At 39.9% G+C, this 14,710-nt stretch carries 12 protein-coding genes; 5 read left to right on the top strand and 7 right to left on the bottom strand.

Translation table 11 applies throughout. The annotated features are described in order from the left end of the window. Positions 1-7: 7 nt before the first annotated feature. The 3 genes from BWD42_RS14555 to BWD42_RS14545 form a co-directional block, all read right to left on the bottom strand. Entirely contained in the window at positions 8-1,681 is a 1,674-nt protein-coding gene (locus BWD42_RS14555; protein ID WP_175992070.1) for a glutamine--tRNA ligase/YqeY domain fusion protein, read from the bottom strand. 168 nt (positions 1,682-1,849) lie between these two features. After that, entirely contained in the window at positions 1,850-2,497 is a 648-nt protein-coding gene (locus BWD42_RS14550) for a carbonic anhydrase (RefSeq protein ID WP_077437130.1), read from the bottom strand. A 79-nt stretch (positions 2,498-2,576) separates the two neighbouring features. Beyond that, positions 2,577-4,112 carry a SulP family inorganic anion transporter gene (locus BWD42_RS14545; RefSeq protein WP_077437129.1) on the bottom strand — a complete coding sequence of 512 codons (1,536 nt, stop codon included), beginning with the start codon at positions 4,110-4,112 and terminating at the stop codon, positions 2,577-2,579. A 32-nt stretch (positions 4,113-4,144) separates the two neighbouring features. Between BWD42_RS14545 and BWD42_RS24775 the strand changes: the two genes are divergently transcribed. Beyond that, positions 4,145-4,306, top strand: a complete 162-nt coding sequence (locus BWD42_RS24775; protein ID WP_175992069.1) for a hypothetical protein — start codon at positions 4,145-4,147, stop codon at positions 4,304-4,306. Here BWD42_RS24775 and BWD42_RS14540 read toward each other — a convergent pair. Further along, a complete protein-coding gene (locus BWD42_RS14540) occupies positions 4,296-4,631 on the bottom strand; it encodes a hypothetical protein (protein WP_254846243.1) in 336 nt (111 codons plus the stop codon). The two genes, BWD42_RS24775 and BWD42_RS14540, sit on opposite strands and share 11 nt — an antisense overlap. Before the next feature lie 170 nt (positions 4,632-4,801). Between BWD42_RS14540 and BWD42_RS14535 the strand changes: the two genes are divergently transcribed. The 3 genes from BWD42_RS14535 to BWD42_RS14525 all read left to right on the top strand — a co-directional run bounded on the left by BWD42_RS14535 (position 4,802) and on the right by BWD42_RS14525 (position 8,246). Further along, positions 4,802-6,343: a helicase HerA-like domain-containing protein gene (locus tag BWD42_RS14535; protein ID WP_077437128.1), complete on the top strand. Its 1,542-nt coding sequence runs from the start codon at positions 4,802-4,804 to the stop codon at positions 6,341-6,343. 134 nt (positions 6,344-6,477) lie between these two features. After that, on the top strand, positions 6,478-7,389 hold the full coding sequence (locus tag BWD42_RS14530; RefSeq protein WP_077437127.1) for a sugar phosphate nucleotidyltransferase: 912 nt from the start codon (positions 6,478-6,480) through the stop codon (positions 7,387-7,389). 179 nt (positions 7,390-7,568) lie between these two features. Then, complete coding sequence (locus BWD42_RS14525) at positions 7,569-8,246, top strand: TIGR02117 family protein (protein ID WP_139351169.1); 678 nt, start codon at positions 7,569-7,571, stop codon at positions 8,244-8,246. A 138-nt stretch (positions 8,247-8,384) separates the two neighbouring features. Here BWD42_RS14525 and dnaK read toward each other — a convergent pair whose 3' ends face one another. The 3 genes from dnaK to BWD42_RS14510 all read right to left on the bottom strand — a co-directional run bounded on the left by dnaK (position 8,385) and on the right by BWD42_RS14510 (position 13,977). Further along, entirely contained in the window at positions 8,385-10,289 is a 1,905-nt protein-coding gene (gene dnaK / locus BWD42_RS14520) for a molecular chaperone DnaK (protein ID WP_077437126.1), read from the bottom strand. A 132-nt stretch (positions 10,290-10,421) separates the two neighbouring features. Continuing rightward, positions 10,422-11,300 carry a GLPGLI family protein gene (locus tag BWD42_RS14515; RefSeq protein WP_077437125.1) on the bottom strand — a complete coding sequence of 293 codons (879 nt, stop codon included), beginning with the start codon at positions 11,298-11,300 and terminating at the stop codon, positions 10,422-10,424. Then, complete coding sequence (locus tag BWD42_RS14510) at positions 11,293-13,977, bottom strand: TonB-dependent receptor (RefSeq protein WP_077437124.1); 2,685 nt, start codon at positions 13,975-13,977, stop codon at positions 11,293-11,295. The genes BWD42_RS14515 and BWD42_RS14510 overlap by 8 nt, the downstream gene beginning before the upstream one ends. Positions 13,978-14,114: 137 nt before the next feature. Between BWD42_RS14510 and BWD42_RS14505 the strand changes: the two genes are divergently transcribed. After that, positions 14,115-14,669, top strand: a complete 555-nt coding sequence (locus BWD42_RS14505) for a thioredoxin family protein (protein WP_077437123.1) — start codon at positions 14,115-14,117, stop codon at positions 14,667-14,669. Positions 14,670-14,710 lie beyond the last annotated feature (41 nt).

Genomic DNA, 14,710 nt, shown 5'->3' with positions numbered 1-14,710 from the left:
TTATGGTTTACTTATCCATTTTCTTCACTTCTTTTCCCCAAGAATCTTTTAATGTAACTGTACGATTAAAGACCAAGTGTTCGGGAGTGGAATGTGTGTCCAATGTAAAATAGCCTAAACGTATGAATTGGTACCCTTTTCCTGGGGTAGCAGTAGCTAGATCCGGTTCGATATAAGCACGTTCAATTACGTGTAAACTTTCAGGATTAATAGAATCTTTGAAGTTTTCGGCAGCAGCTGGATTTTCATCATTGAACAACCTGTCATATAATCTTACCTCAGCTTCCTTTGCATGGGGAACAGAAATCCAATGGATCGTTCCCTTAACTTTTAGTCCGGAAGTATCTTCACCTGATTTAGAATTAGGGATATAAGTACAATGTACTTCTATTACCCTTCCATTTTCATCTTTGACGAAATCATTACAGGTAACGATATAGGCATGTTTTAGACGAACCGAAAGCCCAGGACCGAGGCGGAAGAATTTTTTTGGAGCATCTTCCATAAAATCTTCACGTTCAATCCAAAGTTCTTTGGAAAAAGGTATGATTCTATGGCCTTCACCACCTTCAACTTCAGGGTTATTTTCACCGACCAAATCTTCTACTTGGCCATCTGGATAATTTGTGATCACTAATTTGATCGGATCAAGGACAGCCATTCTGCGCCAGGCAGTTTTGTTCAGATCCTCACGGATACAAAACTCCAGTAAACTGACGTCAATCATGTTTTCCCGTTTTTGAACGCCGATCTTGTCGCAGAAGTTACGAATACTCGCCGGAGTATATCCTCTTCTTCTCAAACCCGAGATTGTTGGCATCCGTGGGTCATCCCAGTTCTCAACAAATTTATCATTGACTAGTTGTAAAAGCTTACGCTTGCTCATGACAGTATATGTCATGTTTAAACGTGCAAACTCATATTGTCTGGAAGGGAAAATTTCCAATTTCTCAATACACCAGTCATACAGGGGACGATGCGGAATAAATTCTAGTGTACAGATCGAATGTGTGATCTTCTCTATAGAATCCGATTGTCCATGTGCAAAGTCATACATCGGGTAGATGCACCATTGATTGCCTGTCCGGTGATGATGAGCGTGTTTGATGCGGTACAACAAAGGGTCGCGCATATGCATATTCGGACTAGCTAAATCTATTTTTGCTCGCAGTACCTTTTCGCCATCTTTGTATTTACCAGCACGCATGTCTGCGAATAGAGCTAGATTTTCTTCAATCGACCTGTCGCGATAGCCGGTTGGAATTCCCGGTTCTGTTGGGGTGCCTTTTGCTGCTGCAATTTCTTCAGCTGTACTATCGTCAACATAAGCTAAACCTTTTTTTATGAGTTCAACTGCATAACTATATAAAGTCTCAAAGTAATCCGAAGTATATAATTCCTCTGCCCACTGGAATCCAAGCCATTGAATATCTTTCTTGATACTTTCAACATACTCAGTATCCTCAGTGACAGGGTTAGTGTCATCAAAACGTAGATTAGTCTTGCCATTATACTGCTGTGCTAATCCAAAATTCAAGCAGATAGATTTGGCGTGACCAATGTGGAGGTAACCATTTGGCTCAGGAGGAAAACGTGTCAATACACGTCCGCCATGTTTTCCTGTACGAAGATCCTCTTCGACAATTTCCTCGATAAAATTTAATGATTTTTCTTCACTCATAATACAAAGTTAATTATTAGAAGTGAGATATTAGGTAGGTGATGATAGATATTCGGCTTGGCTTGATCAGGTAATCATGTGAAAAGTTCCCGTGTTACCCTGATTATTGCTTGGCTAAGCCATGAAATAAAAAAGGGACGAATCTTCGTCCCTTTCACCGATTTGTTACTATTTGAAAGCGAATACCTTTCCAAGGGATTCGTTACTTATAAAAGTACAATTTTGATCGATCAATTGGCCTGTTCCTATATTGATTACCATACCATGTACAGCAAGAGGTTGTCCATTTTTCCAGGCATTTTGGATGATCGAAGTAGAACAAAGATTAAAAACCTGTTCTTTGACATTAAGTTCAACTAAGCGGTCTACTTTCTTTTCGTTGTCTTCGATATTATCAATCTCTGCGCTATGCAAACGGTACACATCTTTGATATGACCTAGCCAGTTATCGATGATACCGTATTGATTGCGGCTCAAAGACGCGGCAACACCACCACAGCCATAATGCCCCGCTACAATGACCTGTTTTACTTTTAATACGTTGACAGCATAATCCAGTACACTTAATAAACTCATGTCTGAGTGGATAACCATGTTAGCGATATTACGGTGCACGAATACCTCACCGGGTTTTGTACCGGTCAATTCGTTGGCAGGTACACGGCTGTCAGCACAACCAATCCAAAGAATTTCGGGATTCTGACCTTTTGCAAGTTGTTGGAAACGACCTGTGGTATCATTTTTTACAAAATCCATCCATTCTTGGTTTCCCTTAATAATATTGTCAAATCCTGCTTTTAAATCTTTATTTTCCATATTCACTATTTGCCCGGGGGCGTTTTTTCAATTTTATAATAATACAAATTTTTAACTTTGTTGTTTACGACAAACAACTTTATTTTTTATAGACTACCTGTAAAAGCTCAATCTCCTTGCCCTTACTTTTGGCATTCTGTTCAAAATCTTTGATGACTTCAATTACATCCTTGTCTATAAATTTGCTGAAAGTCCCATCGATACGGATCTTACTAACCGTCTTTGGTAAACTATACAATTTTTGCTGAATAGGAACCTTATTCAAAAATGAAACTTCCTCCGCTAATACAATGACAGCCTTATCTTCTTCGTTGTCCTTCTCAATATTATACTTAAAAGCATTTTTCATATTTGCTCTTAAAATATAGAATGTTGCTACAACGATTCCAATGCCCACTCCCATTAATAGATCTGTAAATACTACAGCAACAATTGTCACAAAGAAAGGGATAAATTGGTCCAATCCTTTTCGATACATGGAGGCAAATAAGCTTGGTTTGGCTAACTTATAACCTGTGTGGAGTAGAATTGCAGCGAGACAGGCCAAAGGGATCATATTTAATAAGGTAGGAATGGCCAATATGGCAACGATGAGCCACATACCATGCAAAATTGCTGATTGTCTGGTTTTCGCTCCTGCGTTTACATTCGCCGACGATCTGACGATGACGGATGTTAACGGCAAGCCGCCTAAAAAACCACTCGTCATATTCCCGATTCCTTGTGCTACTAATTCACGGTTAGTCGGTGTATTGCGTTTATAAGGATCTATCTTGTCAACGGCTTCAATGCTCAATAAGGTCTCCAAACTGGCTATAATGGCAATCGTAAATGCTGCTATCCAGACATCTTTGTTAATGATCTGTGTAAAGTCCGGAAAAGTAAATAGGCCAGTAAATTCAGTAAATGAACCGACTATCGGAACTAGGACGAACTGTTTGTCCAGCAGTTGAAAGGATGAGCCTTGAAAAAGATAGGCTAAAACTACTCCTAGGATAACAACAACCAGTGGTGCCGGTATCTTGTTCAATTTCGGTATTGCTGGCCAGAAGATCAAGATCGCCAATGATAGCGTACAGATGATTAATGCACCAAAGTTGATCGCTGAAGCGAGTGTATCAAAATAAGCGGCGATACCATGGCCATTGTCCAGTTCAAAAGCATGCGCTTCCACCAAACCCAATGCCAATGGAATTTGCTTCATAATAATGGTAATACCAATAGCGGCCAACATGCCGACAATAACCGCTGAAGGGAAATAATTTCCAATCATACCAGCTTTTAGAATACCTAAAATGACTTGTACGACACCTGCGATGACTACCGCAAGAAGAAAAGTCTCATAAGCGCCTAGGCTCTGGATAGCACCTAATACGATAACTGTGAGGCCAGCGGCTGGCCCACTTACACTGAGTGGTGATTTACTGATTGAAGCAACAACGATTCCACCAATAACACCAGTCAATAATCCTGCAAACAATGGCGCACCTGAGGCCATTGCAATTCCCAAACATAATGGAAGTGCCACCAAAAACACCACAACACTAGCAGGGAAATCATATTTTAAGTCTCTTTTCGAAAGTTTCAGAAAAGCCGACGTACGAGTTCCAAACATAAAATTTGTGTTTAACTGTATAATAAATCTTCATGAATTTGCCTACAGCGGTAGCTAATGGGTACTTACTGACGGTACCCAATACTGCTGCGCATTGGCATTTTTATGAGAAAATCAATAAGAAACCGCATACTGGGATTCAGCATGAGGACGATTTGGATACATCCCATAGGGATGCCTTTATTAACAGTTAGGAGGCGGCGTTGGAACCGTAGGATGGAAAGCTAAAATGCTTTTCTCGTTTTTAAGGTAATTCTTTTGTTTTCCTTGGTTCTCAACAATGATAGTCTCGAATACAATGGGGTCGTCTGATTTTGTATTGAAAAATTTTGAGGCTGTCTCAAGCGTATCCGTGCTTGCGCCATTATTGTTCTCGATTTCTATTTGTAAAACAATTTGTAAAATGGTATTCTGGTCTAAACTATTGGAAAAAATAGGCGATATAGAGATGGCCATCTTTGTGAAAAAGATGATCGCACATAGGAATGCTGCCACAAATCTAAATCTCTTATTTAACATTTTTTAGTACCTTTAATAGTGTTGTTTTACATCGTAAAAATAGCAATTCTATGTTAATTTCAAATTAAAAGTGCATACAAAATGAATTTTGGCACGAAATTGTGACGAAAAGATTATTTTTTGGAGAGTTTTCAATATCATTTATGAACTATAAATATTAAGCCTTTTCTATGGCAAATAAAGAACAATTTATCGAGAAGGTTCAGGCTTCTTATAACCCCAAGGGGGATTTTATATATTTGGGAGCGGGTATTTTGAATGGTGAGATTTTAGCGGATGCAAAGGTCAATCTGGCACTGAAAATGATGAATCGCCACGGGCTGATTGCCGGTGCGACAGGGACAGGTAAAACCAGAACGCTACAATTGATCGCCGAGCAATTATCAGATGCATCCGTACCTGTATTTATGCTGGATGTGAAAGGCGATCTTTCTGGCCTTGCCGTTCCCGGTGTAACTAATCAAGCTTTACTGGATCGCGGAAATGCGGTAGGAATACCCTTTGAACCGGCAAGTTTTCCGGTAGAATTGTATTCACTGTCGGGCAACAAAGGAATTCCGATGCGGATTACAATAGATGATTTTGGACCGGTCCTTTTGGGCAGGATTCTGGAGCTGAATGAAACACAGACCGGGGTCTTGGCGGCCATGTTTAAGTATGCGCAGGATCATCAGATGCCATTGATAGACTTTACCGATACAAAGAAATTATTAACCTATCTTTCCGACGGTCCCGGAAGTGAAGAGATCAAGAATGATTATGGTAAGATCAGTTCAGCAAGTTCGGGGACGATCTTGCGTAAGATAGTCGCTTTGGAACAACAGGGGCTAGCCCATATCTTTGGGGAAAAGGAATTTGATATCAACGATTTATTTCAGAAAGTTGACGGAAAGGGTATGATTAGCCTATTGAATATTTCCGATGTGCAGGATCAACCTGTGCTTTATTCAACATTTTTATTGAGTCTGCTTGCCCAATTGTTTAAAAACATGCCTGAAGTAGGAGATTTGGACAAGCCAAAACTGATATTTTTCTTTGATGAGGCACATCTTCTTTTCAATGGAGCGTCCAAAGCATTTCTAACGCAGGTGGATCAAATTATCCGGCTTATCCGATCCAAAGGAATTGGTGTGTTTTTCTGTACACAGTCTCCAACGGATGTTCCGGAGTCGGTATTGGCACAACTGGGAAACCGGGTACAACATGCGTTGCGGGCCTTTACGCCTAATGATGCGGAAAATCTAAAAAAAACAGTGAAAACCTACCCCAAATCGGATTTCTATGAGATTGATCAGATTTTGACCTCCTTGGGTACAGGTCAGGCCTTAATTACAGTGTTGAATGATAAGGGTATTCCTACGGAAGTGGTGGCAACCCATCTAGTACCAGCCCGTGCTGTAATGGGCCCTGCAGACGATGCGACAATCAATCTGATTATTAATCAGTCGGACTTAAAGACAAAATATCAGGAAAGACAGGAAAATCGTTCTGCCGCTGAGATGATCGATGAGAAAATGCAGGTTGTACAGCAGGAAGAACAGCGTGTAGCTGCGGAGAAAGAGGCTGCCAAAGCTGATCGACCGACTTCAAGGAGGCAGACGCCATTAGAAGCTGCGCAGCGTACGGCGACAACAACACTCGCAAGAGAAGGGGTCAAACTCTTGGGGAAATTGGCAACCGGTCTATTGAATGCATTCTTAAAAAAGAAATAACACGAATTTATTGATAATTTTCGTTCCGATACACTATTTTTAGACAGTGATCAGCACATAGCTACATTTGCTTTTAAGGGCAAATTTAGCTAAGTTTGCGGACGAAAAGAAAGTTCTATTAACGCAATTTAAATATGAGTAAACCAACCCTTTTGATTTTGGCAGCAGGAATGGCTAGCCGGTATGGTTCTTTAAAACAAGTAGATGGTTTTGGCCCACACGGCGAGACAATTATTGACTATTCAATCTATGATGCCATTCGCGCAGGATTTGGAAAAGTTGTATTCATTATTCGGGAAGAATTCCTAGAAAAGATGAAAGAAGTTTTTGATAAAAAATTGGAAGGTAAAATAGAAGTAGACTACGCTTTTCAAAATTTTGATTTAACTAAATTTGGCGTAAATCACGTCATTGAAAGAACGAAACCTTGGGGTACAGCACACGCTGTGATGAGCGCTAAGGATAAAGTGAACGAACCTTTTTGTGTGATCAATGCGGACGATTTTTATGGTTCAGATTCTTTCAACAAAATGGCGAAGTTTTTAACGACTGAGGTGTCAGACGAACAGATGTCATTGATGGGTTTTCAGGTCGGAAATACAATGTCTGATTACGGCTATGTATCACGTGGAGTATGTGAAGTTAGTCCTACAGGTCATATGGAAAGTGTTACTGAGCGTACCAACATCTATTACAAAGGTGAGGGGGACGATCGCAAGATTGTTTATGAGGAAAATGGTGTTGAAAACGATTTGGATCCGGAAACACGCGTTTCGATGAACTTTTGGGGCTTCACGCCAAAAATCTTCGAAGTAGCACAAGCGATGTTCCCAGCTTTTGTTGAAGAAAATAAAGAGAATTTGAAAGCTGAATTTTTTATTCCTTCAGTTCCGGATTATATGGTGAAACATAAAATGGCGGATTTTAAAGTCATCCCAACATCATCGAAATGGTTTGGTGTAACATATAAAGAAGATAAACCTATCGTTCAAGAATCAATTTCGAAATTGGTTGCTGATGGCGTATATCCAGAAAAGTTATTTTAAGAGCTAATAGAAATAGCTTATATTGAGCCTGTATTGTGTCAAACAATACAGGTTTTTTTTCGCCCAACAATGCAGATGTTCTAGACAGGCGTTGTGCTGTTTTCGGAGATGGAGTCATTGGAGGCAGCTAAGATTAAAAACCGACACGTTAGATTATGATAGAAAATCGAATTGGTTAAATGAAAAAGATACTTAAGGTGTTAGGATATATTATTTTAGGAATTATAGGTTTTTGCGTCTTATATATTGTTGGGGAGTATAGCCTGTCAAGACTCTCAGCATCGCGTAAACTGGTAACAACAGATCAAACGATTCAGGTATTTGTTAAATCCAATGGTGTACACACAGATATTGTTTTGCCGGTCATCGTGAAAGATATGGACTGGTCCACTGTATTTCCTTATGCCAACACGGTTGGTAAAAAAGCCGGTTATCAATATATGGGTGTAGGCTGGGGGGACAAAGGTTTTTATTTGGATACACCGGAATGGAAAGATCTTAAGGCTTCAACGGCCTTTGTGGCAGCCTTTGGGTTGGGACAGTCTGCAATACATGTGACCTACTATAATTCCATTCGAGAGACTGACTTATGTTTTGGATATAAAATAAATGAGGAGCAATATCGCGCACTGGTAAAGTATATCTATGATTCGCTGGATTTGCGTGAAGGTAAACCTATATTGGTCGATACGGATGCGCAATACGACGATGCTGATGCTTTTTATGAAGCCAAAGGGGCCTATAGCATGTTTTATTCCTGTAATACCTGGACAAACAATGCTTTGAAGAAGGCAGACATGCCAGCAGGAGTCTGGGCTACATTGGATAAAGGAATATTGAGCCATTATCGGAAATAGCTGGGTTTATTAAATTCTTCTGGGCAATTTGCGCACTATACTAAGCAGCTCTTTCGCGTTTCTAGAGGAGATGTTTCTTATAAACAAAAAAAGCTCCGGGTTATCTACCCAGAGCTTTTTATTTATCAGGAGGAGTGATTATTTCACTTCTTCGTAATCTACGTCAGTCACGTCATCACCACCTTGGTTTCCACCTTGTGTTTGACCAGCATCTCCTTGTGGTTGTTGTGCAGCACCTTGAGAAGCAGCGTACATTTCTTCAGAAGCCGCATTCCAAGCATTTTGTAATTCTTCAGAAGCCGCATCAATATCTGCGAAGTTTTTCGCATCGTACGCAGCTTTTAATTTCGTTAAGCCAGCTTCAATAGGAGCTTTCTTATCTGCCGAAATTTTGTCGCCATATTCTTTCAATTGTTTTTCAGTTGAGAAGATTAAGGCATCAGCTGCATTAACTTTGTCAGCTTCTTCTTTCATTTTTTTATCAGCATCAGCATTTGCTTCAGCTTCTTCTTTCATGCGTTTGATTTCGTCGTCAGATAGACCTGAAGATGCTTCGATACGGATGTTTTGCTCCTTACCAGTTGCTTTATCTTTTGCAGATACTTTGATGATACCATTGGCATCAATATCAAAAGTAACTTCAATTTGAGGCACGCCACGAGGTGCAGGCGGGATATCGTTCAAATGGAAGCGACCGATTGTACGGTTTTGGCTTGCCATTGGACGCTCACCTTGTAAGATATGGATTTCCACAGATGGTTGATTGTCTGAAGCTGTTGAGAATGTTTCCGATTTTTTAGTCGGGATAGTTGTATTTGCTTCAATCAATTTAGTCATTACACCACCCATTGTTTCGATACCCAATGAAAGTGGAGTTACATCCAATAATAAAACGTCTTTTACTTCACCAGTCAATACACCACCTTGGATTGCAGCACCTAAAGCAACAACCTCGTCAGGGTTTACGCCTTTAGAAGGCTCTTTTCCGAAGAAAGCTTTTACAGCGTCAACAATTGCAGGGATACGTGTAGAACCACCTACTAAGATAATTTCGTCGATATCTGACTTGCTGAAACCAGCATTTTTCAATGCAGACTCACAAGGAGCAATTGTTCTCTTGATCAAGTCAGCTGCCAAAGCCTCAAATTTAGCACGTGATAAGGTACGAACTAAGTGTTTTGGACCAGTTGCATCTGCCGTGATATAGGGTAAGTTAATTTCAGTAGAAGTTGCACTTGATAATTCAATTTTCGCTTTTTCAGCAGCTTCTTTCAAACGTTGCAAGGCCATTGGGTCTTTTTTCAAGTCAAAGCCATTGTTTTCGTTTTTGAATTCTTCATTCAACCAGTTGATGATCACATTATCGAAGTCATCACCACCTAAGTGTGTATCACCGTCAGTAGATTTTACTTCAAATACGCCATCACCTAATTCCAATACGGAAACGTCATGTGTACCACCACCACAGTCAAACACAACAATTTTCATGTCTTTGTGTGCTTTATCCAAACCGTAAGCTAAAGCAGCAGCAGTAGGCTCGTTGATGATACGTTTAACAGATAAACCAGCGATTTCACCAGCTTCTTTTGTTGCTTGACGCTGTGCATCGTTGAAGTATGCAGGTACTGTGATGACAGCTTCTGTTACTTCTTGACCTAAGAAGTCTTCAGCAGTTTTCTTCATTTTTTGAAGAATCATTGCAGAGATTTCTTGTGGAGTATATTTACGGTCGTCGATTTCCACGCGTGGTGTATTGTTATCACCTTTAACGATTTTATAAGGTACGTGTTCAGCTTCTTTTACGGCCTCATCATATGAAAGTCCCATAAAACGTTTAATAGAATAAATAGTTTTATGTGGATTAGTAATTGCTTGACGTTTAGCTGGATCACCCACTTTACGCTCACCACCTTCTACGAAAGCTACAATGGAAGGAGTGGTACGCTTACCTTCGTTATTCGTAATTACTACAGGCTCGTTACCTTCCATTACGGCAACACATGAGTTTGTAGTACCTAAGTCAATTCCTATAATTTTAGACATATCTTGTATTTTAATTTTTTACTTAAATAAATTCTATCACTCTATTATCAACCCTTATGCCAATCCGAATGTTTTGTAAAAAAATCACTATTTGTCATCAATTTGTACTTAGGTACTGCCAAACTGACATTTTCAATAGACAAGTTGCTCCAAGATCCGTTTTTTAGCTGACTCATTTTGACGATTGCGTGGCATATATCTGCCAAAGAGTGCTGTAAATTCTTCCAGTTGCATTTGTTTTGATTTTTTGTCCCGCCAATCTGTGGGAACAAGATTATTGGTATAGGCGATATTTGTTGCCCAATATTGGATATGCATCTCTGGTATGACCAGCCCCAATATCATACCCGGAAGACCATGGCTCAGGGCAGGGCCTGCAGAGACCGGTATTTCTTCGGCATAATAGGCAATCAGATAAAGGGAGTCTTTGGTAGCACCATTTACCCTTCGGCAGTTGATACCAGCAATATTGCGGAATTCCTCGGTAAAGCGCCAGGTGATGCTATCTAATGTTTCAGCAAGCAAATATTTCTCATCGATATCCAATTGAATCTCGGCCTTCCCCGTTTTCAGATCTTGGTAAAGTACTTTTCCATTTTTACTGGTTCCACCTCTGAGCATAACACGCTGGTTTCCTCCACCTCGTGAACCACCCTGATTTCTACCACCGCGGCCACTTGCCGTGATACTTGGCGCACGCATTTTGCCTCCTCCATTCGGCTTTTCGGTATTTGGGCTTTCTTCGGGCATAAGAACGGTCGCATTCTCATCAAAATATAAGTTAAATCGATCTGTATGCGAGTCTGGCATTTTATCCAGGTGCTCCATGAAGTCTATTCCCCGGCCCATCATTTTTGAGCTCATGTCATTGGACATTTGTCGCATGCGGGCCTTTGTATACGTCACCTTGTCAAAACTAATGGTACCCCTATTGCCAAAATAGACGTATTGTGCCTGCAGAGATAATCCGCTTAGACAAAATATAATAATGGTTAAATATGTTCTAATCATTGCTTTTTCCTAAATATTTATTGAAATCCCATTTGACACCAACTAAAAAATACTGTGTCAATACCTGTTGGGTGGATTCTGAATAATTGGTATCACTGCCATTCCGACGTGTATTATTAAATGTGTTAAAGAGGTCAAAGGCCTTAAGGCTGACTGTCAGACTTTCATCTTTCAATACCTTTTTTTCCAGCTCCAAATTGGTATAAAATTGATTAATTGCTTTCTTGTAAAGTTTAGTGGGGCCAGTGTAGCTATAGTAAACGTTGGTCACGATATTGAATTTCTTCGGCAGAAAATATTTGATATATCCCGAAGCTCCACCTTCAAAGTTAGTTGCGTTATATTGCGTGTTGATCGAATTTTGCTGTGCGTTAATGCCGGCATTCAATGAAATATCAAAATCAAAGCCTTCTGAATCTTGTTCATTTAAGCTTGATCCTAGGCCGAATGCGGTGTTTTTTGAATTGTTCAGGAGAAACTCCCCTTGAGATTGGCCACTTTCAAATTTTGTGTAGCTGTAACTGTTGTTGTACCGGATATTTGCACTTTTATTGAAGTTAATGCGACGATTGGCCAGGGGTTGCATATGATTGATGTTTAATCCACCATTCCAGTTTGATTTACCCGATAAATTTTCATAGCTACTGATCTGGGCCGAATTCTCCATGACTGTTGTCTTATTGACAATTGGGTTATTGACGAAAGAGAAATTTCCGTTAATATTAATGTTGGTTCCCTTTAGCAAACTGAACGCATTATAATTAGCTGAAATGTTGTTGTTGACAGCCCGTTTGAGGTCTGGATTACCGATCTGTTGAAACAGTGGGTTAGTCTGCGGTTGCAGTGGCTGTAATTGGTCAAATGAAGGAATGATATTGGAACTCTGATAGGCCAGTCGGATATTCTTACTGTTTGAAATCCGGTAATTGGCATCAAAGTTTAAATTGTTGTCCCAAAAATTCCTTGAAAGGTTTATATCCCGGTCACTATCGCTTAACTTTTGATTTTTATAGAATGTTCGGTTGGAAAGATTGACCTCAAATTTATCCTTCCGATAAGACAAATGGACATTGATTCCCTGGTTGGTATTATTGTCGATCTGATTTTTAGAGTATAAGGGATCTTTCTCTTTAGTTTGTATGTCTGTTGATACCTGTTCGTTCTTGTTGTTTGACTGATTGAAGCTGTAGCCCAAAGCTAAATTCATGGCGTCATTTAGCCTATTATTGAAATTGAATGAAGTAGAAAAGGTATTACCTTTGTTATTGCTCCATCTATTTTGGTTAATACGCGTGGTGTCATTGCTCTGATGGATAATTGTTTCTGAATTAACTTTACTTTCCGAAGTTGATTCATTATAGTTGTTGCCGACCATTAAATTTAATGAACTGCCGGCTTTGAGTCTTTTTCTATAATTCAGGCGAAAATTATTGCTTTGGCTCGAAGTGTTCGATTCATTTTTCTCATTAAAGGAGCTAACCGCCGCACCGGCGCCATCATTAGTAGCACTTTCCGACTGACTTAAACTGAAATTATTGGACCAATTTCCGTTGGCCTGTAGGTCCATATGCTGCGTTGAATCCAGTCGCATGGAGAGATTGGATCTGACACCATTGCTTCTTGCACTATTTTCGTTGTAATTTTTGCTATTTCGTTCTAAGATCGAGTTATCAGGAAGGATGTTTTTGTTGTAATTTTCCGATCGGTTTTTATTGCTGCTACTGTTATAGTTATAATTGGCATTTACTTTTAGCGCCTTTTTGAGAAACTGGTTTTCGTAGTTCGCCCCTAAAGATGTATTTAGCGGCTCTCCGGTAATCTGATTGTTCATTCGTAAAGATCCTTCATGGCTATTGGAGCTCCCCATATTATTGTGGTTGGCGGTTATACCGATGCGCTCAGTCTGGTTGAATTTGGCCGCAAATAAGTTTCCGGCATAGAGCTCCTTGGTACCACCTAATAGCTCTGCATTTCCGAAGATACCCTTTCTGGCCTTTTCTTTTAACACTACATTCACGGTCTGAATACGCACACCGTCATCTATACCCGAAAGTTCGGCCTCTTCTGATTTTTTCTCATACAATTGCACTTTGTCGACTGCATCGGCCCGCACATTGCGTATGGCAATTTTAGGGTCATAACCAAAAAATTCTTCGCCATCTATAAAGACTTTCTGTACTGATTTGCCCTGAGCGGTGATATTTCCATCTCCAGACACTGTAAAGCCCGGCAATCGGCGTAAAAGATCCTCGAGCTTGGCATTTTTTTCGGTTTCGAAGCTTCCTGCGTCATATTCGATAGTATCACCCTTGATGGTAATGGGAAGTCTGCGCGTAATGATAACCTCTTCAAGGACATTTTTCTGCGAATTGATTTTGATATCGCCAAAGTCGATATCTTGTCCCTTGAGTTCAATGGTGTCGCTATAGAGTTCAAACTTTGGATAAGTTGCTAAAAGTATATAGCTGCCAGGCTTAATATTTTTGATCTGAAACTTTCCCTCCTCATTGGCCCTATTGAAATAGCGGAGCACGGAATCGGTGTTCAGTAGAATGACAGAAGCATTTGTCAACGGCTTATTGTCAGCTTTATCTAAAATTTTCCCCTTTATGATTGTCTGGGAATAAGCTGTGCTGATAACAAAAAATACTAGGAATAATTGAATTAATCTTTTCATTTACTGGTTGTATGTGCCAAAGATAATTGAGTTAATTGTTAATAAGTGTGAAAACTCATCAGCGATTGTAAAATCTTTGGGATATAGAATTTTGACAAAGTAGGAACTAAAAATTACCTTTGCACAAAATTGATTTTATGACGTTTGAAAATTATTTGCAACAATTCGAAGATATATTGAATCATCCTGAAAATCACCCTACCTACCAGGATGACGAGTACTATCAATACACTAAAATGAACTGGACAAGGATGGGCCGTTGGTTAAAACGTTTTGAACCAACAGAGGTTTTTCAACAGTTTATTGACACGATTTCGGAACGACAACAATGGATCATTATTACAGAACCTTGGTGTGGCGATGCGGCACATTCTGTCCCAATGCTTGCTAAGATGGCGGCCCGAAACCCCAATATTACTGTCGATATCCAATTGCGTGATAGCGCACCTTTTTTAATAGATTCTTATTTAACGAATGGTGGGAAATCAATCCCGATTCTAGTGATCCGAAATGATGATGGAGTAGATCTCGCAGTTTGGGGACCAAGGCCAAAAGATTGCCAGAACTTATTCTTGAGCTTGAAGGAGCAGGGGAAAGATTTTTCGGATATTAAAGAAGAGATTCAAAAATGGTATAACACAGATAAGGGAGCGGAGATCCAAAAGGAGATTCAGGCGCTTTTGCAGAAATAGAAAGAACAGCGTCAACATTTGGCCTTGCAATAGCAGAAGTA

It is taken from the genome of Sphingobacterium sp. CZ-UAM, assembly GCF_002000245.1.
Lineage (GTDB): Bacteria > Bacteroidota > Bacteroidia > Sphingobacteriales > Sphingobacteriaceae > Sphingobacterium.
Note: the sequence above shows the minus strand (reverse complement) of the source record. Positions and strands in the feature narration are given on the sequence as shown.

What these genes read in the sequence shown, in the direction of transcription:
- BWD42_RS14555 (WP_175992070.1), bottom strand. Translation starts at nt 1,681, where the DNA reads ATGAGTGAAGAAAAATCATTAAATTTTATCGAGGAAATTGTCGAAGAG.
- BWD42_RS14550 (WP_077437130.1), bottom strand. Translation starts at nt 2,497, where the DNA reads ATGGAAAATAAAGATTTAAAAGCAGGATTTGACAATATTATTAAGGGA.
- BWD42_RS14545 (WP_077437129.1), bottom strand. Translation starts at nt 4,112, where the DNA reads ATGTTTGGAACTCGTACGTCGGCTTTTCTGAAACTTTCGAAAAGAGAC.
- BWD42_RS24775 (WP_175992069.1), top strand. Translation starts at nt 4,145, where the DNA reads ATGAATTTGCCTACAGCGGTAGCTAATGGGTACTTACTGACGGTACCC.
- BWD42_RS14540 (WP_254846243.1), bottom strand. Translation starts at nt 4,631, where the DNA reads ATGTTAAATAAGAGATTTAGATTTGTGGCAGCATTCCTATGTGCGATC.
- BWD42_RS14535 (WP_077437128.1), top strand. Translation starts at nt 4,802, where the DNA reads ATGGCAAATAAAGAACAATTTATCGAGAAGGTTCAGGCTTCTTATAAC.
- BWD42_RS14530 (WP_077437127.1), top strand. Translation starts at nt 6,478, where the DNA reads ATGAGTAAACCAACCCTTTTGATTTTGGCAGCAGGAATGGCTAGCCGG.
- BWD42_RS14525 (WP_139351169.1), top strand. Translation starts at nt 7,569, where the DNA reads ATGAAAAAGATACTTAAGGTGTTAGGATATATTATTTTAGGAATTATA.
- dnaK (WP_077437126.1), bottom strand. Translation starts at nt 10,289, where the DNA reads ATGTCTAAAATTATAGGAATTGACTTAGGTACTACAAACTCATGTGTT.
- BWD42_RS14515 (WP_077437125.1), bottom strand. Translation starts at nt 11,300, where the DNA reads ATGATTAGAACATATTTAACCATTATTATATTTTGTCTAAGCGGATTA.
- BWD42_RS14510 (WP_077437124.1), bottom strand. Translation starts at nt 13,977, where the DNA reads ATGAAAAGATTAATTCAATTATTCCTAGTATTTTTTGTTATCAGCACA.
- BWD42_RS14505 (WP_077437123.1), top strand. Translation starts at nt 14,115, where the DNA reads ATGACGTTTGAAAATTATTTGCAACAATTCGAAGATATATTGAATCAT.